Genomic DNA, 23,001 nt, shown 5'->3' with positions numbered 1-23,001 from the left:
TACCCGATTCATCAAATTGATGAATCGGGTATTTTTTTACGCTTTTTAAGAAAAATTAGTTAAATCTGTATAATTAGTGGAGGATAGTGGTGAGATGTGGTAAATTATATATATGAGAAGGTGAGGTGATTATAAATGTTCATGGGAGAATACGAGCACCAATTGGATACAAAAGGACGTATGATCGTTCCATCCAAGTTTCGCTATGACTTAAATGAGCGTTTTATAATCACTCGCGGCCTTGATAAATGTTTGTTTGGCTACACTTTAGAAGAATGGCAAGTCATCGAAGAGAAGATGAAGACATTACCAATGACTAAAAAAGACGCACGTAAATTTATGCGTATGTTCTTCTCTGGTGCTGTTGAAGTTGAGTTAGATAAACAAGGGCGTATTAATATTCCACAAAATTTACGCCAATACGCGAACTTAAGTAAGGAATGTACAGTAATAGGGGTTTCAAATCGCATTGAGATTTGGGACAGAGAAACTTGGAGCAGTTTCTATGATGAATCTGAAGAAAGTTTTGAAGATATTGCTGAAGACTTAATTGATTTTGATTTTTAAATGGAGGTGCTAAATTGTTTCATCATGTCAGTGTAATGCTTAAAGAGACCATTGATTATTTAAATATTAAGGAAGATGGCGTGTATGTCGACTGTACATTAGGTGGAGCAGGCCACGCACTCTATTTATTAAATCAACTCGGAGACGAAGGTAGACTTATTGCGATAGATCAAGATACAACAGCTATAGAAAACGCAAAAGAAGTATTGAAAGAACACTTACATAAAGTGACCTTCGTCCATAACAACTTTAGAAAAATAACTGAAATTTTAAATGATCTGAATATTGAAAAAGTAGATGGTATTTATTACGATCTTGGTGTTTCTAGTCCGCAACTGGACGTTCCTGAGCGAGGTTTTAGTTACCATCATGATGCAAAACTGGACATGCGTATGGATCAAACACAATCATTATCTGCTTTCGAAGTAGTAAATGAATGGGAATTCGAAAAATTAGTCAGAATATTTCATCGTTATGGCGAGGAAAAATTCTCTAAACAAATTGCCCGACGCATAGAACAAAATAGAGAGCAAAAGCCAATCGAAACGACATTAGAACTTGTAGATGTTATTAAAGAAGGTATTCCAGCTAAAGCAAGACGTAAAGGTGGACATCCAGCTAAAAGAATATTCCAAGCAATTAGAATTGCTGTAAATGACGAATTATCGGCATTTGAAGATTCATTAGAACAAGCAATTGATGCAGTAAAAGTGAATGGTAGAATTTCAGTCATCACATTCCATTCATTGGAAGATCGGTTATGTAAACAAATGTTTCAAGAGTACGAAAAGGGGCCAGATGTACCAAGGGGATTACCAGTAATACCTGAAGCATACACACCTAAATTGAAACGCGTTAACCGTAAACCTATTATCGCAACTGACGAAGATCTTGAAGAAAATAATCGAGCGCGTAGTGCGAAGTTACGTGTTGCAGAAATATTAAAATAAGGAGTGAATGTTGAGTGGCAGTAGAAAAGATATATCAACCTTATAACGACATAGAGACACAAATACCTGAGTCGCCACCGTCGACCCAGACCAAAACCGTAAAACGCAAGGTAGTAGTTCAACTTACAAAGTTTGAGAAGATGTTATACATAGGACTAATAACAGTAATTGCTTTAATAAGTATATATATGCTATCTTTAAAAATGGATGCGTATGATACTCGAGGAAAAATTGCAGATTTAGATACAAAAATCGAAAAACAATCAAGTGAAAACAGCGCAATAGAATCTGAAATTAAAAAGAACTCTTCATATGAACGCATTTACGATAAGGCTAAAAACGAAGGAATGAGCCTTAAGAACGACAATGTAAAGGTAGTGCGTAATAATGGCGAAGCGAAAAATTAGATTTAAAAAACCCAAATTTCAAATAAAACAAAGTAAAATAGGGGCAGTCCTACTCATCCTTGGATTCGGACTGCTCTTTTTTACGTTGGTTTTAAGATATTCATATATTATGTTGACCGGACATTCTTCTGGTGAAGACTTAATAATGAAGGCAAATGAGAAATACTTAGTAAACACCCAAGAACAACCAGAACGAGGGAAAATTTACGATCGAAACGGCAAGGTATTAGCTGAAGATGTTGAACGGTATAAAGTAGTTGCAATTGTTGATAAAAAAGCAAGTGAAGGTAGCGATAAACCTAAACATGTAACTGACAAAAAGAAAACTGCGAAAAAATTAGCTACCGTTGTTGATATGTCGGCTAAAGAAATTGAAGATAAATTAAATAATAAAAAAGCTTTCCAAGTTGAATTTGGTCAAAAAGGTACAGATTTGACTTATCAAGAAAAAGAAAAAATAGAAAAAATGAAACTTCCAGGTATCACACTATATCCTGAAACCGAAAGATTTTATCCTAATGGAAACTTTGCGTCTCATTTAATCGGTATGGCACAAAAGAATCCAGACAATGGAGAATTAAAAGGTGCTATGGGCGTAGAGAAAGTTTTTAATAGTTATTTATCTGGTCAAAAAGGTGCATTATCTTATATTCATGATATTTGGGGATATATAGCGCCAAATACTAAGAAAGAGCAAACACCTAAACGCGGTGATGATGTTCATCTTACACTCGATTCGAATATTCAAGTATTCGTTGAAGAAGCATTGGATGGCATGGTAGAACATTACAAACCAAAAGATTTATTTGCAGTAGTGATGGACGCACATACTGGAGAGATATTGGCGTATAGCCAAAGACCAACTTTTAATCCTGAAACTGGTAAAGATTTTGGTAAAAAATGGGCAAACGACTTGTATCAAAATACGTATGAACCGGGGTCTACTTTTAAATCATATGGTTTAGCAGCAGCTATTCAAGAGGGTAAATTTGATCCAGATAAAAAATATACAGCTGAACCAAGAGAAGTAATGGGTTCAAAAATTTCTGACTGGAATAAAGTGGGTTGGGGTAAAATCCCAATGTCGCTTGGTTTCACTTATTCTTCAAATACATTAATGATGCATTTGCAAGATTTAGTAGGTGCAGATAAAATGAAGGATTGGTACGAGAAATTTGGTTTCGGTAAGTCGACAAATGGTATGTTTGACGGTGAAGCTACAGGCGGCATTGCTTGGGATAATGAAGCTCAACAGAAAACATCTGCCTTTGGTCAATCTACAACAGTTACCCCAGTGCAAATGCTAAGAGCACAATCAGCATTCTTTAATGATGGTAATATGTTGAAACCATGGTATGTTAACAGTATTTCAAATCCAGTAAGCAAAGATACTTTCTTCAAAGGTAAGAAAGAATATGCAGGCAAACCGATAACTAAAGATACTGCTAAAAAAGTTCGTACTGAATTAGATAAAGTAGTTAATAGTGAGGATAGTCACGCGAAAAATTATCAAATTGATGGTTATGATGTAGCTGGTAAAACAGGTACCGCACAAGTAGCTGACTCAGATAACGGTGGTTATGTTAATGGAGAAAATCCTTATTTTGTTAGCTTTATTGGTGATGCACCTAAAGATGATCCAGAAGTGATTGTTTATGCTGGTATGAGTTTAGCTCAAAAAAATGATCAAGAGGCATACGAAATGGGTGTCAGTAAGGCGTTCAAACCAATTATGGAAAACACATTGAAATATCTAAATGTTGGAGATAAAGAATCTAAAGACAAGTCAGATGTTAAATATAGTGAAGTGCCTGAAGTTGAAGGTCAAGAAACTCAAAAAGCGCAAGATAAAATGAATAGCAAATCGTTAGAACCAATCGTTATTGGTGACGGTGAGAAAATTACAAAACAATCGGTAACTGCAAATAAAAAAGTATTACCAAACAGTAAAGTCTTGTTACTCACTGATGGCGATATAACAATGCCAGATATGTCAGGTTGGACAAAAGAAGAAGTGGTAGCATTTGAAAATCTTGCGAATGTGAAGATAACGACTAAAGGTAGTGGATTTGTTTCACAACAATCAACAACCAAAGGTCAGAAAGTAAGCAAAAATGATAAGATTGAAGTAACTTTATCTTCAGAAGCTATTGATGGTCAGTCCTCAGAGAAGCAAGATAGTGAAAAAGATTCGAAAGATAGTAAAGATTCATAGCACATAACGAATACGGTATTACATTGATATTATCATGCATACCGCTGTACTAAATTGAGGTTTTAAACAATAGTGCGAATATTTTAAAGTGGAGTCAACACTGTGGAATGTTCGCCTATGACCTCTATACATAGTTTTAAACACTCAGCATAACGACATAATCCAATTAATTAAGTATATAAAGGAGCATAATATGGTTTATCTACTCGCAATCATCGCACTTTTAATCACATTTATATTAGTCCCAGTATTAATACCGACATTGAAAAGGATGAAATTTGGGCAAAGCATCCGAGAAGAAGGTCCTCAGAGTCACATGAAAAAAACAGGTACACCAACAATGGGGGGACTCACTTTCCTAATTAGTATCATCATAACTTCAATTTTAGCGATTATTTTTATAGATAATTCTAATCCTATTATTTTATTGTTATTTGTAACAATTGGATTTGGTTTGATTGGCTTTATAGATGATTACATTATTGTTGTAAAGAAAAATAACCAAGGCTTAACTAGTAAACAAAAGTTCTTAGCTCAAATCGCGATAGCAGTTATATTCTTTATATTGAGCCAAGTGTTTAATTTAACGGACTTTTCAACAGGAATTCATATACCATTTATCAATTTTGAAATTCCTTTGTCAATTGCGTATGTAATTTTCATAGTTTTTTGGCAAGTTGGTTTTTCAAATGCAGTTAATTTAACAGATGGCTTAGATGGTTTAGCAACTGGACTATCAATTATTGGTTTCGTTATGTATGCAATTATGGCTTATTTCCAAGGTGCAACATCTATTGGTTTATTCTGTATTATCATGATTTTTGCATTATTAGGATTCTTACCATTTAACTTAAACCCTGCAAAAGTATTTATGGGTGACACAGGTAGTTTAGCCTTAGGTGGTATCTTTGCTACGATTTCTATTATGTTAAACCAAGAACTTTCATTGATATTTATTGGATTTGTATTCGTAGCTGAAACATTATCAGTGATGATACAAGTAACATCATTTAAATTAACAGGTAAACGTATTTTCAAAATGTCACCTTTACATCACCATTTCGAACTTGTCGGTTGGAATGAAACTAAAGTAGTAACGGTATTTTGGACAGTCGGTCTAATTACAGGACTAATTGGTTTATGGATTGGAGTGAGTTAACATGCTTAAATATAGAGGATTAGAAAATAAAAATGTTTTAGTCATTGGACTAGCAAAAAGTGGCTATGAGGCAGCGAAATTATTAAATAAACTTGGCGCAAATGTGATTGTGAATGATGGTAAAGATTTAAGTCAGGATGCACATGCAATTGATTTAGAAAATGAGGGTATTAAAGTCATTGGTGGAGAACATCCATTGTCTTTACTGGATAGTCATCCCATTATTGTGAAAAATCCGGGGATTCCTTATACAGTACCTTTGATAGAAGCGGCTGTTGAAAAAGGTTTAACTATTTTAACTGAAGTTGAATTGAGTTACTTAATATCGGAAGCACCAATTATAGGTGTAACGGGTACAAATGGTAAAACAACTGTGACTTCATTAATAGGAGATATGTTCCAAAAAAGTAGAGTGACTGGGAAATTGTCTGGTAACATTGGCTATGTGGCTTCTAAAGTAGCACAAGAAGTGACTGCTGACGATTACTTAGTGACTGAATTATCATCATTCCAGTTATTAGGCATTGATCAATATAAACCTCACATTGCTATTATTACAAATATCTATTCTGCGCATTTAGACTATCATGAAACTTTAGACAATTATCAAAATGCCAAAAAGCAAATTTATAAAAACCAAACTGAAAATGATTATTTAATATGTAATTATCATCAACGCCATTTAATTGAATCAGAGACACTAAGAGCAAAAACGTATTATTTTTCAACACAACAAGAAGTTGATGGGATATATGTTAAAGATGACTACATCGTTTTCAAAGGTTTTAGAATTATCCATAAAGACGATTTAGTATTACCAGGAGAGCATAATTTAGAAAATATTCTTGCTGCTGTATTGGCTGCGCTGCTTTCAGGTATATCCGTTAAAGCCATCATTGATAGTTTGACTTCTTTTTCTGGCATTGAGCATAGATTACAATATATTGGCACGAATAAAACAAATAAATATTATAATGACTCTAAAGCGACGAATACACTTGCGACACAATTTGCATTGGATTCGTTTAAACAACCAATAATTTGGTTATGTGGTGGCTTAGATAGAGGAAATGATTTTGATGAATTAATTCCTCATATGAAAAATGTCAGAATGATGGTCGCTTTCGGTGAAACGAAAGAAAAATTTATCAAATTAGGTGAAAGTCAAGGAAAGTATGTAATTACAGCAAACGACGTGCAAGATGCTGTTGATAAAATTCAGTCAGTTATAGAGCCAAACGATGTTGTGTTACTTTCTCCGGCTTGCGCAAGTTGGGATCAATACAATACTTTTGAAGAGCGAGGAAATAAGTTCATTAAAAGTTTCCAAGCAAATTTACCTTCTTTTTAAAGGGTGTGAAAATGAATGGCTGATAAAGTAAAAGAATTTGATTCGGATTATTTGAAAGAAAAAAGAGCAAAACGACGAAAAAGACAGAAACAAATTCAATATTCAATATTTGGTGTTTTGTTATTCATCATCATTTTAATCTTGATTTATATGTTTACACCCTTAAGCAAGGTTAATAGTGTGAAGATAGCTGGAAACGATAATGTTTCTAAAAGTACGATAGATAAAGCTATTAATGTAAAAAGCAGTTCACGAATGTATACGTATAGTACTACAAAAGCTAAAAACAATTTAGAAGACAATGAGCTTATCAAAAGTGCAGAAGTTAAAAAAGTTTTTCCAAATAAACTATCCGTTAAAGTGACTGAAAAGCAAATCGTTGCGATGGTTCAAAAGAAAGATAATTATGTGCCAATTTTAGAAGATGGATCAGAGTTAAAGAATTATGATGGAAATGCGACGGATGATGGTCCAATTCTTGAAGGGTTCGAAAAAGATAAAAAAGAAAAAATTATTCATGAATTATCAAGCATGCCAGCAAATGTGAGAAGCATGATTGCAGAAATTAAATACGATCCTCAAGAAAATGCGCAAAGCCAAATCAAATTATTTACAACAGATGAAATACAAATAGTAGGTAATTTAAATACAATTACTAATAAAATGAAGTATTATCCACAAATGTCGCAATCCTTAGAACGTGATGAATCTGGTAACTTGAAAAAATCAGGGTATATTGATTTATCAGTAGGTGCATCATTTATTCCATATAGTGATGGAGGTAGTACAAAATCTACGAGTGAGCAAAATGTACAGAAAAAAACAAGCGAAGAAAATGAAGCAAAAGATGAGTTGCAAAGTGCATTAAATAGAATTGCAGATAAGTCAAACGAAAATAATTAAAAATTTAGACAAATACATGTGTTTATAGTTCACAAGCGTTAAAACGTATTGTAAACTGTTAATAGTGTGAACTTGAATAAGTGATTGTCAGGAGGTGCCTATCTATGGAAGAGCATTATTATGTAAGTATAGATATCGGTTCATCAAGTGTTAAAACAATAGTGGGCGAAAAATTTCACAACGGAATAAATGTGATAGGTACAGGACAGACCTACACAAGTGGGATTAAAAATGGTCTTATTGATGACTTCGATATTGCGAAACAAGCGATAAAAGATACAATCAAAAAAGCCTCTATTGCTTCAGGAGTAGATATAAAGGAAGTCTTTTTAAAACTTCCAATAATCGGAACAGAAGTATTTGATGAGTCTAATGAAATAGAATTTTATGAAGATACTGAATTAAATGGTACGCACATTGAAAGTGTGCTTGAAAGTATTAGAGACAAAAATGATGTACCAGAAACTGAAATTATTAACGCATTTCCAATTAAATTTGTTGTTGATGGCGAAAATGAAGTTTCTGATCCGAAAGAACTGATTGCAAGACATAGTTTGAAAGTTGAAGCAGGCGTCATCGCAATTCAAAAATCAATTTTAATTAATATGATTAAATGTGTTGAGTCTTGTGGAGTAGATGTACTAGATGTTTATTCTGACGCATATAATTATGGCTCAGTGCTTTCTGCTACTGAAAAAGAATTAGGTGCTTGTGTAATTGATATTGGTGAAGACATCACACAACTTGCGTTTTATGAACGTGGAGAATTAGTTGATGCAGATGCTTTAGAAATGGCAGGTCGTGATATTACTGAAGATATAGCCAAAGGGTTAAATACTTCATTTGAGACTGCTGAAAAAGTTAAACACCAATATGGACACGCTTTCTTTGAATCTGCATCGGATCAAGATATCTTTACTGTTGATCAAGTAGATAGCGAAGAAGATGTTCAATTTACTCAAAAAGATTTAGCAGATATTATCGAAGCACGAGTTGAAGATATTTTCTTCAATGTATTTGAGGTTTTACAAGACTTAGGACTTACAAAAGTAAACGGCGGTTTCGTAGTTACTGGTGGTTCGGCTAATTTATTAGGAGTCAAAGAATTGTTGCAAGATATGGTGAGTGAGAAAGTTAGAATTCATACACCATCACAAATGGGAATTAGAAAGCCTGAATTCTCATCAGCAATTTCAACAATTTCTAGTAGCATTACTTTCGACGAATTGCTAGATTATGTTACAATTAGTAATCATGACAGTGAAGAATTCGAAGAGGAAGTCATCGAATCTGATGAAAGAGAACACAGTACAAAATCAAGCGGATTTGATTGGTTCAAGAAAAAATCGAACAAGCAAGATGATGAACTTCAAGCTACTTCTTCAGAATCAACTCGAACAAAAGAACCTGTTGTTGATGAAGAAGAACCAGAGGTATACGACGATGAAGTAAATGTCGACCACGATGAAGAACGTAAACCTCAGGAAAAAGAAGAAGGTAAATTTAAAAAACTTATGAAATCTCTATTCGATTGATTGGCCATTAAAACTAGGAGGAAATATAAATGTTAGAATTTGAACAAGGATTTAATCATTTAGCGACGTTAAAAGTCATCGGTGTAGGGGGCGGCGGTAATAACGCTGTAAACCGTATGATTGACCATGGTATGAATAATGTTGAGTTTATTTCTATTAATACGGATGGACAAGCTTTAAACTTATCTAAAGCTGAGTCAAAAATCCAAATTGGTGAAAAATTAACTCGTGGTTTAGGCGCTGGCGCTAACCCTGAAATTGGTAAAAAAGCAGCTGAAGAATCACGTGAACAAATCGAAGATGCAATCCAAGGTGCAGATATGGTATTCGTAACTGCTGGTATGGGTGGCGGTACAGGTACTGGTGCAGCACCTGTAGTAGCTAAAATTGCTAAAGAAATGGGTGCGTTAACAGTTGGTGTTGTAACACGTCCATTTGGTTTTGAAGGTCGTAAGCGTCAAACTCAAGCTGCAGCAGGTGTAGAAGCTATGAAAGCTGCTGTTGATACATTAATTGTTATTCCTAATGACCGTTTATTAGATATCGTTGATAAATCAACACCTATGATGGAAGCATTTAAAGAAGCCGATAATGTATTACGCCAAGGTGTTCAAGGTATTTCTGATTTAATCGCAGTATCAGGTGAAGTTAACCTTGACTTTGCAGACGTTAAAACAATTATGTCTAACCAAGGTTCAGCATTAATGGGTATCGGTGTTTCTTCTGGCGAAAATCGTGCTGTTGAAGCTGCTAAAAAAGCAATTTCATCACCATTATTAGAAACTTCAATCGTTGGTGCACAAGGTGTGCTTATGAATATTACAGGTGGAGAATCATTATCATTATTCGAAGCTCAAGAAGCAGCAGACATCGTACAAGATGCAGCTGACGAAGATGTTAATATGATATTTGGTACTGTAATTAATCCTGAACTACAAGATGAAATTGTTGTAACAGTAATCGCAACTGGTTTTGAAGATAAACCTTCATCACAAGGTCGCAAAGCTTCAAACACAGGATTTGGAAGCAGTGCTACAAGCAGCAATACAACTAAAGAAGACACATTCGCTTCAAACACAACGAATGCGTCTCAATCATCAGATAGTGCTAGTGAAGGTAGAGCACATACTACGAATGAAGATGACATTCCAAGCTTTATTAGAAATAGAGAAGAAAGACGTTCAAGAAGAACTAGACGTTAATTTAAAATCTTTTTGTAATATATGATTATAAATAAAAGTTGAGTCTGAGGCATAAACAATGCTTCAGGCTCTTTTCTGATATGATAAAGTATCGCTTATCCATAGAACTACTTTATAGAACTACTTTTTCATTTATGAATAATAGTAGTTCTTATACATGAGCTTTAGCTCATTTAATCCGTTTTCTTACTGTTTCTTTTTCAAATTTAAAGAAAATAAAATGAGTCTCGGCTTCTAATTACAAATGGATCTACTCATAGATTTACAAATGCTAGTATAAATAGAGATATTTTATTATAATTAAAGTGTGTCTGTAATGTGAATGACAAATGTTTTTCAGATAAGCAGAAAGTTGAAACTAGCCATTATTTTGGAAGGGCATGTTGATTCATAATATTAAAATTGAATAATATAAATTAATGGAGGTTCGTAGTGATGCAAGATAAATTTATTAAAAAGCGTCATATCTTGGAATATGAGGATAAACAATTAATAAATGTAAAACTGGGTATAACAACAAGAGAAGACGGTTTAAGTCCATATCCTCAAAATGCGTTTAATATGGCAAGATATATTGATGATTCTCAGCAAAACATTACGAAACATCAAGAAATGCTTGCAACAGTTATTGGATTTCCAAGAGAACAATGGGTCTTCCCTATCCAAACACATGAAAACAAAGTTGTTAAAGTAACTAGCAACGATAAAGGAACAAATATTGATGCCTTAAATGATGCATTGCATGGTGTAGACGCACTATATACTTATGAACCCAATCTATTACTTACAATGTGCTATGCAGATTGTGTCCCAATATATTTTTACAGTGAAAAACATCATTTTATTGGACTGGCGCATGCTGGTTGGAGAGGCACGGTTGGACAAATCGTGAATGCATTAATCTCAAATATTGATTTTGACTTAAATGATTTAAATGTTGTTATTGGACCTGCTACTTCGACATCATATGAAATTAATGATGATATTAAATCAAAATTTGAAACGCTTCCCATTGATATCAACCAATATATTGATACTAGAGGCACAGACAGACATGGTATTGATTTAAAACGCGCCAATGCATTATTACTTGAAAATGCGGGTGTCCCCAAAGATAATATATATATAACAAATTATGCGACATCTGAAGATTTATCTTTGTTCTTTTCCTATCGAGTTGAAAAGGGGAACACAGGTAGAATGTTAGCATTTATTGGTCAATAATGAAGAGGTGTTTAAAGTTGGATGTACAATATAATTTAGAAAAAATAAATGAAAAAATTGAAGCACATTGTAAAAAAGGTAATATTACAACGAAGCCAGACGTGATAGCAGTGACAAAGTATGTTACAATAGACCGAGCTAATGATGCATATAATGCTGGCATTAGACATTTCGGTGAAAATCGTTTAGAAGGCTTTCAACAAAAGAAAGTAGCTTTACCAGATGATGTTGTGATGCACTTTATTGGTTCATTGCAAACACGAAAAGTTAAAGATGTTATCAATGAAATAGATTATTTTCACGCGTTGGATCGGTTAAAATTGGCAAAAGAAATCAATAAACGTGCTGAACATAAAATTAAGTGTTTTGTTCAAGTCAATGTTTCAGGTGAATCATCGAAACAAGGTGTTTCATTATCTGAAGTAGAAACATTTATAAAAGAATTAAAGCAATATGAAAATATAGAAATTATAGGACTTATGACTATGGCGCCATTAATTGACGATGAGTCATATATTAAACGTTTATTTCAATTATTAAAATTAAAAAGAGATGAAATTAAAGCGCTCAATTTAAATTATGCACCATGTACTGAGTTGTCAATGGGAATGAGTAATGATTTCCATTTAGCGGCTGAAGAAGGTGCATCATTTGTGAGAATTGGGACTAAACTTGTAGGAAAAGAGGAGTGAGCCCCGTGGCTTTAAAAGATTTATTTAGTGGATTTTTCGTGGTTGAAGAGGAAGATGACGAATTAGAAGCACCACCAGAAGAAAATGAGCAACAAGAAAGACAACAACCTAAACAACAAGCGCAGTCTCAAAATCAATTTACAGAACAACCTAGAAATGTGAATTCAGAAAGACTGAGATCGATTCAATCCGTGCCCAAAAAGCAGTCAACTAGATTACAACAATCATCGGGTGAAAGGAAGTATCAAATGAATAACACTACATCAAAAAATAATGCTAGGAACGTTGTGAATATGAATAATCAAGAGCAAGAAAATTATGATTTTACACAAGAAAGTTCTAAAATGTGTTTATTTGAACCACGTGTTTTTTCAGATACACAAGATATAGCTGACGAATTAAAAAATCGTCGTGCAACATTAGTTAACTTACAACGTATCGATAAAGTATCAGCTAAACGCATCATAGACTTTTTAAGTGGTACTGTATATGCGATTGGTGGAGACATCCAACGCGTCGGATCAGATATATTCTTATGTACACCAGACAATGTTGAAGTTGCTGGCAGTATCACGGATCAAATAGAAAATATGGAATACCAAGGTGAATAGAGGTTAAAAATAAATGGATATAGGTTTATTAGCAAATATATTTAATTTTATTTTATTCTTGGTTCAAATTTATTATTATGGAATGATTGTTTATTTCTTTATGTCGTGGATTCCAAATGCACGAGAAAACAGATTTGGTCAATTTTTAGCCAAAATTTATGAACCATTTTTAGAACAATTCCGTAAGATTATTCCGCCGCTCGGAATGATTGATATTTCGTCAATTGTTGCCATCATTGTACTTGTATTATTCAGAAGTGGATTGGCAAGTATCTTCAATCTTATTTTGAGTAAATTAATGTAATGATTAAAGCAATAATTAATATTTAGAGTGAATTTAAAAAACTGCGTATAAAATAAATGATAAGCACCTACGTTCATAGACGCGAGGTGCTTTGTCATGTATTTGGGGTGAGCGTCATAGATATATATCAGCATTTCAGAAAAGAAGAGCATGAATTAATAGATCAACTTATAGATAAATGTAATCGGGCTAATGATCAATATTCGCCTATTTTAACGCCATTTTTAGATCCACGTGGTCAGTATATTATGAATGTGGTGGCTGGCAGTTTTGAAGATTTAGAAGTTACATTTTATGGTGGGCCATTCGCGGAAAGAAAAAGAGCGATGATTGCGCCAAGTTATTTTCAACCAGATGCAGAGGCATTTGAAATTGTATTAATTGAAATAGATTATCCTCAAAAATTTGTAACATTACAGCACCAACACATATTGGGTACAATCATGTCTTTAGGTATTGAAAGAGATCAACTAGGTGACATTGTTGTAGATGATCGAATTCAATTTACTTTGACAAAACAATTAGAATCTTATATTATATTGGAATTAACTAAAATCAAAGGTGCTTCAGTTAAACTTAATTCTATTCCTATAAAAGATATGATACAATCAAAAGAGCATTGGCAATCTTTTGAAACGACTGTTAGTGGTTTAAGATTAGATGTCGTATTAAAAGAGATGGTACGTAAATCACGCTCGATAGCTAAGCAACTTATTGATAAAAAGCGTGTTAAAGTCAACCATACAGTGATTGATGCTGCAGATTTCCAACTAGATAGTGGGGATTTGTTGTCTATCCAAGGATTTGGAAGAGCGATGATTACTGATATTGGTGGTAAAACAAAAAAAGATAAAATGCGCATTTCATATAAAACGCTGTTTAAATAATATGAAGTTTATGAAAGCGAATATAAACACTTTGCACAATTAACTAAATGATATATTATAAAAGAATATTGTAGGAAAAACACTATTTATCTTATTTAATCAAAGCTGATAATAGTGTATTATAGAAGGAGGATCATGTATGCCTTTTACACCAAGTGAAATAAAAAACAAAACATTTACTCAAGTAAAAAGTGGGTTTGAACCTAAAGAAGTTGAAGACTATTTAGAACAATTAAGTAATGAAATTGAACGTCTAAAAGAAGACAAAGCTCAGTTAGAAAAAGTCATTGAAGATAAAGAAACAAATATTCAATCTTACAAGGATGTACATCAATCCGTAAGTGATGCTTTAATTCAAGCAAAACATGCTGGTGAGGAAACTAAAGCAGCTGCTACAAAAGAAGCAGAAGCAACAGTAGCAAAAGCAAAAGCAGAAGCGGATAAAATTGTTAATGATGGTGTGGAAAAAGCACGTCGCTTATCTTTCCAAACAGAAGATATGAAACGTCAATCAAAAATTTTCAGATCGCGTTTCCGTATGCTAGTTGAAGCACAATTAGATTTACTTAAAAGTGAAGATTGGGATTACTTATTAAATTATGATTTGGATTCTGAACAAGTGACTCAAGAAAATATTAATCATTTGAATGAAAAGGATTTAACTGAAGAAAAAAAAGCTATGAAAGCAAAAGCAGAAGCAGATAATACTGCACAATCAAATGATGATTCGAATAAAGCATAAGGATAACAGACACGTTTGAAACGAAACACATATCAAAGCGAGTTAGGAATAGTGAGAGCCTTTCATATGTGCGTTTCTAATATCACTGTTGTCACAACTTATATAACATAAATGAGAGAACTCTAAGTTGAGTTAACCAGGGTGGTAACGCGGTCAATATCGTCCCTGTTAATTGAACTTAGGGTTCTTTTATTGTATAAAATGAACTAACTTAGAAAATCGGAAGAAGGAGTGTATTGAAAATGGATTATAAAGATACGTTGTTAATGCCAAAAACAGATTTCCCAATGCGTGGAGGTTTGCCAAATAAAGAGCCAAAAATACAAGAAGAATGGGATGCCAAAAATATTTATCAAAAAGTATTAGATAAAAATGAAGGTAATCCGTCATTTATTTTACATGATGGACCACCGTATGCGAATGGTAATTTACACATGGGCCATGCCTTAAATAAAATTCTTAAAGATATTATTACGAGATATAAATCCATGCGTGGTTACTATGCACCATACGTTCCAGGTTGGGATACACATGGTCTTCCAATTGAACAAGCATTGACTAAAAAGGGCGTTAAACGTAAAGAACTATCAATCGCTGAATTTAGAAAAAAATGTGAAGCATTTGCATTAGAACAAATCGACAACCAGAAAAAAGATTTTAAACGTTTAGGTGTTAAAGGTGATTTTAATAATCCATACATTACGCTTAAACCTGAATATGAAGCAGCTCAAATTCGTTTGTTTGGTGAAATGGCAGACAAAGGATTAATTTATAAAGGTAAAAAACCTGTTTATTGGTCACCATCAAGTGAATCGTCATTAGCTGAAGCTGAAATTGAATATCAAGATAAACGTTCACCGTCTATTTATGTAGCTTTTGATGTTATAGATGGTAAAGGTATTGTAGATGACGATGCACAATTCATCATCTGGACAACAACACCATGGACTTTACCTTCAAATGTTGCCATTACAGTACACCCAGATTTAACTTATGGTCAATATAATGTTAACGGCAAAAAATATATTATCGGTAAAGATTTAGCGAGTGATGTGGCTGAAGCGCTAGATTGGGACGAAGATACTTTAGAATTAGAAAAAGAATTCAAAGGTAAAGACTTAGAGTACATTAAAGCGCAACATCCATTCTTTGATCGTGAATCATTAGTTATCAACGGGTTACACGTAACTACTGATGCAGGTACGGGTTGTGTACACACAGCACCAGGTCATGGTGAAGATGACTATATTGTTGGTCAAAAATACAATTTACCTGTTATCAGTCCTGTTGATGATAAAGGTGTGTTCACTGATGAAGCAGGTCAATTTGAAGGCATGTTCTATGATAAAGCAAACAAAGAAATCACAGATTTATTAAAAGAAGATGGCTCATTATTAAAATTAGAATTTATTACACATAGTTACCCTCATGATTGGCGTACTAAGAAACCAGTGATCTTTAGAGCGACACCACAATGGTTTGCTTCTATTGATAAAGTACGTGAGGACATCTTAAGTGCAATAGACGATACGCAATTCAAAGTTGATTGGGGTAAAACACGTATCTATAATATGATTCGTGATCGTGGAGAATGGGTTATTTCTCGCCAACGTGTATGGGGTGTGCCATTACCAGTATTTTATGCAGAAAATGGTGACATCATCATGACAAGTGAGACCGTAAACCATGTTGCAGATTTATTTGAAGCAAATGGTTCAAATATTTGGTTTGAACGTGAAGCGAAAGATTTACTGCCAGAAGGTTTTACACATCCTGGTAGCCCTAACGGCGAATTCACAAAAGAAACGGATATCATGGATGTATGGTTTGATTCAGGTTCTTCACACCGCGGTGTATTAGAGGCACGTCCAGAATTATCATATCCTGCAGATTTATATCTTGAAGGTAGTGACCAGTATCGTGGTTGGTTTAACTCTTCAATAACAACTTCTGTAGCTACAAGGGGACAATCACCATATAAAATGTTACTTTCTCATGGCTTTGTCATGGATGGCGAAGGTAAAAAAATGAGTAAATCATTAGGAAATGTGATTGTTCCTGATCAAATCGTTAAACAAAAAGGTGCAGACATTGCACGTCTATGGGTAAGTAGTGTAGATTATTTAGCAGATGTTCGTATATCTGATGAAATCTTAAAACAATCTTCTGATGTATATCGTAAGATTAGAAATACGCTAAGATTTATGCTAGGAAATGTGAGTGATTATAACCCTGCCACAGACGCTATCGCAGAAAAAGATTTACTAGAAGTAGATAAATATATATTAAATAGATTACGTGAATTTACTGCAAACACATTAGATCACTATGATAACTATGATTATTTAGATATTTACCAAGAAGTTCAAAACTTTATCAATGTGGAATTAAGTAATTTCTATCTAGATTATGGTAAAGATATTCTATATATTGAAGAACGTGATTCACACAAACGTCGCAGCATGCAAACGGTGTTATACCAAATTGTAGTAGATATGACAAAACTACTTGCACCGATCTTAGTTCATACTGCTGAAGAAGTTTGGTCTCATATTCCACACGTAGAAGAAGAGAGTGTACATTTAACAAATATGCCAGAGCGCGTAGAAATTGATCAAGCGTTTGTTGATAGATGGAATACATTTATGAACTTACGTGATGATGTTAACCGTGCATTAGAAGTTGCACGTAATGAAAAAGTAATCGGTAAATCACTCGAAGCAAAAGTTGTGATTGGCTCTAATGAAAACTTCGATGCGACGACATTCTTACAACAATTCAAAGATTTACAACAACTATTTATCACTTCTCAAGCTGAAGTTGTCGATAAAGTAGATGACGGTGTTGCATATCAACATGGTGATATCCGTATCGAACATGCTCATGGAGAAAAATGTGAACGTTGTTGGAATTATAGTGAGGAATTAGGTTCAGTAGGTGAATTAGATAACTTATGTCCTCGTTGTCAAGCAGTTGTAAAAACACTTGTATAAGAATTAGAAAGTAAGTAAAAATGATTCAATAAGTTCAAAGGTTACTTATATTTGCATTAAGCAAATTAAGTAACCTTTTCTTATGGCAATAATTGTTGTTATAATTTAGTGAAAATAAAAAGCTAATGGCGCGGATGTACAGTAATATCAATAATGAAGGACGTATGAATTAGCATAGGTAGATAGATAAAAATTAAACGTAAAGTGTCATTTTAATGAATAAGAAATTGGCATTTGGAAAGGTGTTTGTCATGTTTCATAATCAAAGTGCGCATTTTGTAAATGGCATCACATTAAATGTAAGAGATAAAGAATCAATGAAGCATTTTTATCAAGACATATTAGGATTGAATGTAGTGAATGAATCACTATCTATTGTTCATTATGAAATAGGAAATATGAATCATTTTTTAACATTAAATCAAATAAATATGGGGAGAGAGCCATTAACATCGGAAGCTGGCTTATTTCATTTAGCTATAAAGTTACCTTCAAAGACAGACTTAGCAGATTTACTTGTACAGTTAAGTGAATATACAATTCCAGTTAACGGCGGTGAACACGAAACGGCTACCTCAATTTTTCTAGAGGATCCTGAAGGCAATGGACTTGAATTCTATGTCGATAATCCAATGGAAGATTGGTCTTTTGAAAATGGACAAGTTGTATTAGAGACCCAACCGATTAATGTGCCACATCTATTGACTTATGTATCAAATGAAAAGTGGCAAGGCATTCCAGATGAAAGTATTATTGGTTATATTAATCTAAAGACAATAGAGTTAAAACGTATTAAATTATATTACAAGCGATTTTTTGGTTTAGAACCATCCGCTTTAGAAACCAATCATTCAGTATATTTATCATCAAATGGTTATCATCAGCATATCGTTGTGAATAATTGGTACTCTAGTATCAAACGTATTGAAAATGAACGTACCTATGGTTTGGCTTGTGTAGATTACCATTATCCTGAATCGACTCATAAACGCTTAACTGGACCCGATGGGATTCAATTTAGATTCAATTTCTACAAAGTGATATAAAGAAGCGAAATAAAAAATGAAAAGCATAGTTAGAAATTTCCTGATTGCATCGGTATAATTTTAAACGTCAAAATTTCGTATAGGAAATGTAGTTTTTTTACAGATAATGAAACTGTAACTTTTTTTATAAGTTTGAGTAGGATATAATGAGAGTTGTTGTAAAAGCGACTGAACGTAGAATAGGAGGTACGGACATGAAACGTCAGTACTATATTGGTATTTCTTTATTCATAATAATCATTATATTAGTATTAGATCAAATCACAAAATTTATTATTGCTAGTTCAATGAAAGTGGGAGATTCATTTGAAGTTATTCCCAACTTTTTAAATATAACTTCGCATCGTAATGATGGTGCAGCTTGGGGAATTTTAAGTGGAAAGATGAGTTTTTTCTTTATTATCACAATCATTATACTGGTTGTACTCATCGTATTTTATATTAAAGAAGCGAAAAACAATTTATTGATGCAAATCGCAATTAGTTTATTGTTTGCTGGTGCATTAGGGAACTTCATCGATCGTGTGTTACATGGAGAAGTTGTAGACTTTGTAGATACATATATCTTTGGATATAATTTTCCAATATTTAATGTAGCTGACTCAAGTTTAACGATAGGCGTTTTATTAATTATTATCGCTTTGCTAACAGATATGAAGAAAGAAGAATAGGAGAGATATTGTATGGATATACATGAGTTTAAGATTGAAAATCCAGAAGATACAGGCCAACGTATCGATAAATTACTACCTGAATATCATTCGGAGTGGTCACGTACACAAATTCAAGACTGGATTAAAGCTTCTCTAGTAAAAGTAAACGATCAGGTCATTAAATCTAATTATAAGACAAAAATGAATGATCACATTGTTGTAACCGAAAAAGAAACCGTTGAAGCGGATATTCAACCAGAAAATTTAAATTTAGATATTTATTATGAAGATGATGATGTAGCGATTGTATATAAACCTAAAGGTATGGTTGTGCATCCATCTGCAGGTCATTATACCGGTACATTAGTGAATGGTCTAATGTATCAAATGAAAAATTTATCAGGTATTAATGGTGAAATACGTCCAGGTATTGTACATCGTATTGATAAAGATACCTCAGGCTTACTCATGGTTGCTAAAAATGATGTGGCACATCGTAGTTTAGTTGATCAACTCGTTAATAAAACCGTGACACGTAAATATGTCGCTTTGGTACATGGTAATATTCCTCATGATTATGGTACTGTTGATGCGCCGATTGGTAGAAATAAAAACGATCGTCAATCTATGGATGTTGTGGATGATGGTAAAGAGGCGGTTACACATTTTAATGTTTTAGAACATTTTAATAAATACACATTAATAGAGTGTCAATTAGAAACCGGACGTACCCACCAAATCCGTGTGCATATGAAATATATTGGTTATCCATTAGTTGGTGACCCCAAATATGGCCCTAAAAAAACATTAGATATAGGTGGCCAAGCGCTACACGCTGGAATTATTGGCTTTGAACATCCAGTTACACATGAGTATATTGAAAAATCAACTGCATTACCTGAAGATTTTGAACAGTTATTATCAGAATTACGTAGAAGTGATAAATAAAAATGATAAAATTTTATAAAATGGATTATTAAACATTCATAGTGCCTAATTTTTAATTAATCACACTGTCATTTCCACTAAAGATACACATTTTAAATTGAAACAAGCATACCGTTTTCTGTCTCACTACTGTGTTTATTTCTTAAGTGGCTTGCAAGTGAATGCGTTTCATGGTAGTATGGTGACAGTTTAATAAAGAGCGTACGTCTTTAATTGTAAGTCCAGAGAGGCTTCGAAGACATGTATTTATTAAAGGTAGACAAACAATATTTTTCTCATTTGAGAAAAATACCTGTTGTAGTTAGTATCATATAACGCAACGGAAGATACAGTCGTTAGTAAAAACACTGTAAAGAGAAATCAGCTTGGATAAGAAAGCATATGTCTCTTATACGTTTGTCATACACTTTAACAAACCTCATGTCTTAATAAAGACATGAGGTTTTCTTTATATCATCATCATTTTAAAAGGTAGGTGCCTAAGATGTCAGAACGCATTATTATGGATGAAGCGGCAATTCAACGTACTGTGACACGTATTGCACACGAAATTTTAGAATATAATAAAGGTACTGATAATTTAATCTTATTAGGTATTAAGACACGTGGCGCATTTTTAGCAAGAAGAATTCAACAAAAAATTGAGCAAATTGATGAAATTGCTGTGCCTACAGGTACAATCGATATAACACAATTTAGAGATGATTTGAAACAAACGATAAATCAAGTAGATGAAAGATCATATGAAATTGATGTAAACATTACTAATCAAGTAGTCATTATTATCGATGATGTCTTATATACTGGTAGAACTGTAAGAGCGTCACTAGATGCAGTGTTACAGTATGCTAGGCCGAAGAAGATTGGGCTAGCGACACTAGTAGATAGAGGGCATAGAGAGTTACCAATAAGAGCTGACTTTGTAGGTAAAAATATCCCGACAGCCAAGGAAGAAGATGTTTCAGTATATTTAGAAGAAATAGATGAAAGAAATGCAGTTGTAATTGAATAACACCTTTTAATTCGGTACGAGAGACTGAAAAAGGGAAGAGGGTTAAACGGATGCAATAATATCGATAAATGTTTTATTGTAATACATCCGTTTATAAATTAAACAATTAATGAAACAACCTCTTCAATTATCTAACTTTATTTTTAAAGCACATTAATATTATAGAAGTTACATAACTTTTTATATGTGCATGAGTAAATTAGATAATATACTTTTTAGTCTCTTTACATGAATTTAATGTAAAGAGATTTTTTTATGAGAGGAAGCATAACCATGGAAAATGAAACAATGTTTGAACGGACAGTCAAGCCAGTATTAGATGTACAAGATAAACCAAAAATTGGACAGTGGGCATTTTTAAGTACACAGCATTTATTCGCAATGTTTGGTTCGACCGTACTTGTACCATTTTTAACTGGATTACCCATATCATCAGCGCTTTTAGCATCAGGTATAGGAACATTGCTTTATATCCTAATAACAAAAGCTAAGATACCAGCATATTTAGGATCGAGCTTTGCATTTATCACACCGATTATAACAGGGTTAAATTCTCATAGCCTTGGTGATATGCTGATGGCACTCTTTATGAGCGGCGTGATGTACGTATTAATAGGCTTAGCAATTAGATTGAGTGGTACGGGCTGGCTTATGCATCTTTTGCCACCTGTTGTTGTAGGACCAGTGATTATGGTCATAGGATTGAGTTTAGCACCAACAGCAGTTAATATGGCCATGTTTGAGAACTCAGGGGACATGAAAGGTTACAACTTAAGTTACTTGATTGTAGCTATGATTACGTTATTAGTAACAATCATTGTTCAAGGTTATTTTAAAGGATTCTTATCACTCATTCCTGTTCTAATAGGAATCATAACAGGTTACATCGTTTCGGCTTGTATGGGATTAGTCAACTTTGCACCGATTGCTAAAGCGAAATGGCTACAGTTTCCAGAAGTCTACATACCATTTAAAGATTATACACCTTCGTTTCATCTAGGACTCATACTCGTCTTGATACCTATTGTATTTGTGACGGTAAGTGAACATATCGGGCACCAAATGGTTATCAATAAGATTGTAGGACGTAATTTTTTCAAGGATCCAGGCTTAGACAAATCAATCATTGGTGATGGTGTTTCAACGATGTTTGCAAGTATTATCGGTGGTCCTCCAAGTACAACATATGGTGAAAATATCGGCGTTTTAGCAATCACAAAAATTTATAGTGTTTATGTGATTGGTGGTGCAGCAGTCATTGCAATCATTTTAGGATTTGTCGGGAAATTTACAGCACTGGTTTCATCTATACCAACCCCAGTCATGGGTGGGGTATCCATCCTGTTATTTGGCATTATCGCAGCAAGTGGTTTGAGGATGTTAGTGGAAAGTGAAGTAGATTTTGCGAGCAATAGAAACCTAGTCATTGCATCGGTCATACTTGTTATTGGTATTGGCAATCTAGTATTCAATTTAAATGGATTAGGGATTAACTTAGAAATAGAAGGTATGGCATTAGCAGCGTTAGCAGGTATTATACTTAACTTGATTTTACCTAAAACAGCACCAACCAATAATTAAAAGAAATTCTGATGATGAG

Annotated in this window: 21 protein-coding genes; all 21 read left to right on the top strand. The window is 33.6% G+C overall.

The features are described 5' to 3' along the window. Nucleotides 1-135: 135 nt before the first annotated feature. Complete coding sequence (gene mraZ / locus ACP7BT_RS03385) at nucleotides 136-567, top strand: division/cell wall cluster transcriptional repressor MraZ (protein WP_011303330.1); 432 nt, start codon at nucleotides 136-138, stop codon at nucleotides 565-567. Between the two features lie 14 nt (nucleotides 568-581). Then, nucleotides 582-1,517: a 16S rRNA (cytosine(1402)-N(4))-methyltransferase RsmH gene (gene rsmH, locus ACP7BT_RS03380; RefSeq protein WP_041080408.1), complete on the top strand. Its 936-nt coding sequence runs from the start codon at nucleotides 582-584 to the stop codon at nucleotides 1,515-1,517. 14 nt (nucleotides 1,518-1,531) lie between these two features. Then, nucleotides 1,532-1,924 carry a cell division protein FtsL gene (ftsL, locus tag ACP7BT_RS03375; protein WP_037538581.1) on the top strand — a complete coding sequence of 131 codons (393 nt, stop codon included), beginning with the start codon at nucleotides 1,532-1,534 and terminating at the stop codon, nucleotides 1,922-1,924. Then, a complete protein-coding gene (locus tag ACP7BT_RS03370; RefSeq protein WP_041080410.1) occupies nucleotides 1,905-4,139 on the top strand; it encodes a penicillin-binding protein in 2,235 nt (744 codons plus the stop codon). The genes ftsL and ACP7BT_RS03370 overlap by 20 nt, the downstream gene beginning before the upstream one ends. Before the next feature lie 193 nt (nucleotides 4,140-4,332). Then, complete coding sequence (mraY, locus tag ACP7BT_RS03365) at nucleotides 4,333-5,298, top strand: phospho-N-acetylmuramoyl-pentapeptide-transferase (protein WP_041080411.1); 966 nt, start codon at nucleotides 4,333-4,335, stop codon at nucleotides 5,296-5,298. Nucleotide 5,299: 1 nt separating this feature from the next. Beyond that, the gene (gene murD, locus ACP7BT_RS03360) at nucleotides 5,300-6,649 is read left to right on the top strand and encodes a UDP-N-acetylmuramoyl-L-alanine--D-glutamate ligase (RefSeq protein WP_002483544.1); all 1,350 of its coding nucleotides are present in this window, start codon (nucleotides 5,300-5,302) and stop codon (nucleotides 6,647-6,649) included. Between the two features lie 15 nt (nucleotides 6,650-6,664). Further along, nucleotides 6,665-7,552: a cell division protein FtsQ/DivIB gene (locus ACP7BT_RS03355; RefSeq protein WP_002483543.1), complete on the top strand. Its 888-nt coding sequence runs from the start codon at nucleotides 6,665-6,667 to the stop codon at nucleotides 7,550-7,552. A 104-nt stretch (nucleotides 7,553-7,656) separates the two neighbouring features. Continuing rightward, nucleotides 7,657-9,087 (top strand): cell division protein FtsA, encoded by a 1,431-nt coding sequence (gene ftsA, locus ACP7BT_RS03350; RefSeq protein WP_037538572.1) that lies wholly within the window; start codon nucleotides 7,657-7,659, stop codon nucleotides 9,085-9,087. A gap of 29 nt (nucleotides 9,088-9,116) precedes the next feature. Beyond that, complete coding sequence (ftsZ, locus tag ACP7BT_RS03345) at nucleotides 9,117-10,289, top strand: cell division protein FtsZ (RefSeq protein ID WP_002483541.1); 1,173 nt, start codon at nucleotides 9,117-9,119, stop codon at nucleotides 10,287-10,289. 435 nt (nucleotides 10,290-10,724) lie between these two features. Then, nucleotides 10,725-11,513, top strand: a complete 789-nt coding sequence (gene pgeF, locus ACP7BT_RS03340; protein ID WP_041080412.1) for a peptidoglycan editing factor PgeF — start codon at nucleotides 10,725-10,727, stop codon at nucleotides 11,511-11,513. Nucleotides 11,514-11,530: 17 nt separating this feature from the next. Then, complete coding sequence (locus tag ACP7BT_RS03335; RefSeq protein WP_041080413.1) at nucleotides 11,531-12,205, top strand: YggS family pyridoxal phosphate-dependent enzyme; 675 nt, start codon at nucleotides 11,531-11,533, stop codon at nucleotides 12,203-12,205. A gap of 5 nt (nucleotides 12,206-12,210) precedes the next feature. Next, the gene (locus ACP7BT_RS03330) at nucleotides 12,211-12,816 is read left to right on the top strand and encodes a cell division protein SepF (protein ID WP_041080414.1); all 606 of its coding nucleotides are present in this window, start codon (nucleotides 12,211-12,213) and stop codon (nucleotides 12,814-12,816) included. A 13-nt stretch (nucleotides 12,817-12,829) separates the two neighbouring features. Further along, nucleotides 12,830-13,120: a YggT family protein gene (locus tag ACP7BT_RS03325; protein ID WP_002483537.1), complete on the top strand. Its 291-nt coding sequence runs from the start codon at nucleotides 12,830-12,832 to the stop codon at nucleotides 13,118-13,120. A gap of 56 nt (nucleotides 13,121-13,176) precedes the next feature. After that, nucleotides 13,177-14,007, top strand: coding sequence for an RNA-binding protein (locus tag ACP7BT_RS03320; protein ID WP_052463700.1), 831 nt, complete (start codon nucleotides 13,177-13,179; stop codon nucleotides 14,005-14,007). Between the two features lie 139 nt (nucleotides 14,008-14,146). Further along, nucleotides 14,147-14,749, top strand: coding sequence for a DivIVA domain-containing protein (locus ACP7BT_RS03315; protein ID WP_041080416.1), 603 nt, complete (start codon nucleotides 14,147-14,149; stop codon nucleotides 14,747-14,749). Nucleotides 14,750-14,991: 242 nt separating this feature from the next. Continuing rightward, nucleotides 14,992-17,742, top strand: coding sequence for an isoleucine--tRNA ligase (gene ileS / locus ACP7BT_RS03310; protein ID WP_041080417.1), 2,751 nt, complete (start codon nucleotides 14,992-14,994; stop codon nucleotides 17,740-17,742). 251 nt (nucleotides 17,743-17,993) lie between these two features. Then, complete coding sequence (locus ACP7BT_RS03305) at nucleotides 17,994-18,788, top strand: VOC family protein (protein WP_002483533.1); 795 nt, start codon at nucleotides 17,994-17,996, stop codon at nucleotides 18,786-18,788. 194 nt (nucleotides 18,789-18,982) lie between these two features. Then, complete coding sequence (lspA, locus tag ACP7BT_RS03300) at nucleotides 18,983-19,459, top strand: signal peptidase II (RefSeq protein ID WP_041080420.1); 477 nt, start codon at nucleotides 18,983-18,985, stop codon at nucleotides 19,457-19,459. Nucleotides 19,460-19,471: 12 nt separating this feature from the next. Next, nucleotides 19,472-20,389 carry an RluA family pseudouridine synthase gene (locus ACP7BT_RS03295; protein ID WP_002483531.1) on the top strand — a complete coding sequence of 306 codons (918 nt, stop codon included), beginning with the start codon at nucleotides 19,472-19,474 and terminating at the stop codon, nucleotides 20,387-20,389. A 484-nt stretch (nucleotides 20,390-20,873) separates the two neighbouring features. Beyond that, nucleotides 20,874-21,401: a bifunctional pyr operon transcriptional regulator/uracil phosphoribosyltransferase PyrR gene (gene pyrR, locus ACP7BT_RS03290; protein ID WP_002483530.1), complete on the top strand. Its 528-nt coding sequence runs from the start codon at nucleotides 20,874-20,876 to the stop codon at nucleotides 21,399-21,401. Between the two features lie 273 nt (nucleotides 21,402-21,674). Continuing rightward, nucleotides 21,675-22,982 carry a uracil-xanthine permease family protein gene (locus ACP7BT_RS03285; RefSeq protein ID WP_002483529.1) on the top strand — a complete coding sequence of 436 codons (1,308 nt, stop codon included), beginning with the start codon at nucleotides 21,675-21,677 and terminating at the stop codon, nucleotides 22,980-22,982. Nucleotides 22,983-23,001: the final 19 nt, after the last annotated feature.

The sequence above is a fragment of the Staphylococcus sp. Y174-1 genome, assembly GCF_049897865.1.
Classification (GTDB): Bacteria; Bacillota; Bacilli; order Staphylococcales; family Staphylococcaceae; genus Staphylococcus; species Staphylococcus saprophyticus.
The sequence above is the reverse complement of the archived record's forward strand: the minus strand, read 5'-3'. Positions and strand labels throughout refer to the sequence as shown.

Excerpts from the sequence above, each read along its gene's own strand:
- mraZ (WP_011303330.1), top strand. The coding sequence starts at position 136 with ATGTTCATGGGAGAATACGAGCACCAATTGGATACAAAAGGACGTATG.
- ACP7BT_RS03315 (WP_041080416.1), top strand. The coding sequence starts at position 14,147 with ATGCCTTTTACACCAAGTGAAATAAAAAACAAAACATTTACTCAAGTA.
- ACP7BT_RS03295 (WP_002483531.1), top strand. The coding sequence starts at position 19,472 with ATGGATATACATGAGTTTAAGATTGAAAATCCAGAAGATACAGGCCAA.
- ftsA (WP_037538572.1), top strand. The coding sequence starts at position 7,657 with ATGGAAGAGCATTATTATGTAAGTATAGATATCGGTTCATCAAGTGTT.
- ACP7BT_RS03305 (WP_002483533.1), top strand. The coding sequence starts at position 17,994 with ATGTTTCATAATCAAAGTGCGCATTTTGTAAATGGCATCACATTAAAT.
- ACP7BT_RS03285 (WP_002483529.1), top strand. The coding sequence starts at position 21,675 with ATGGAAAATGAAACAATGTTTGAACGGACAGTCAAGCCAGTATTAGAT.
- pgeF (WP_041080412.1), top strand. The coding sequence starts at position 10,725 with ATGCAAGATAAATTTATTAAAAAGCGTCATATCTTGGAATATGAGGAT.
- ftsZ (WP_002483541.1), top strand. The coding sequence starts at position 9,117 with ATGTTAGAATTTGAACAAGGATTTAATCATTTAGCGACGTTAAAAGTC.
- ACP7BT_RS03325 (WP_002483537.1), top strand. The coding sequence starts at position 12,830 with ATGGATATAGGTTTATTAGCAAATATATTTAATTTTATTTTATTCTTG.
- ACP7BT_RS03320 (WP_052463700.1), top strand. The coding sequence starts at position 13,177 with ATGATAAGCACCTACGTTCATAGACGCGAGGTGCTTTGTCATGTATTT.
- lspA (WP_041080420.1), top strand. The coding sequence starts at position 18,983 with ATGAAACGTCAGTACTATATTGGTATTTCTTTATTCATAATAATCATT.
- ACP7BT_RS03370 (WP_041080410.1), top strand. The coding sequence starts at position 1,905 with ATGGCGAAGCGAAAAATTAGATTTAAAAAACCCAAATTTCAAATAAAA.
- ACP7BT_RS03355 (WP_002483543.1), top strand. The coding sequence starts at position 6,665 with ATGGCTGATAAAGTAAAAGAATTTGATTCGGATTATTTGAAAGAAAAA.
- pyrR (WP_002483530.1), top strand. The coding sequence starts at position 20,874 with ATGTCAGAACGCATTATTATGGATGAAGCGGCAATTCAACGTACTGTG.
- murD (WP_002483544.1), top strand. The coding sequence starts at position 5,300 with ATGCTTAAATATAGAGGATTAGAAAATAAAAATGTTTTAGTCATTGGA.
- ileS (WP_041080417.1), top strand. The coding sequence starts at position 14,992 with ATGGATTATAAAGATACGTTGTTAATGCCAAAAACAGATTTCCCAATG.
- mraY (WP_041080411.1), top strand. The coding sequence starts at position 4,333 with ATGGTTTATCTACTCGCAATCATCGCACTTTTAATCACATTTATATTA.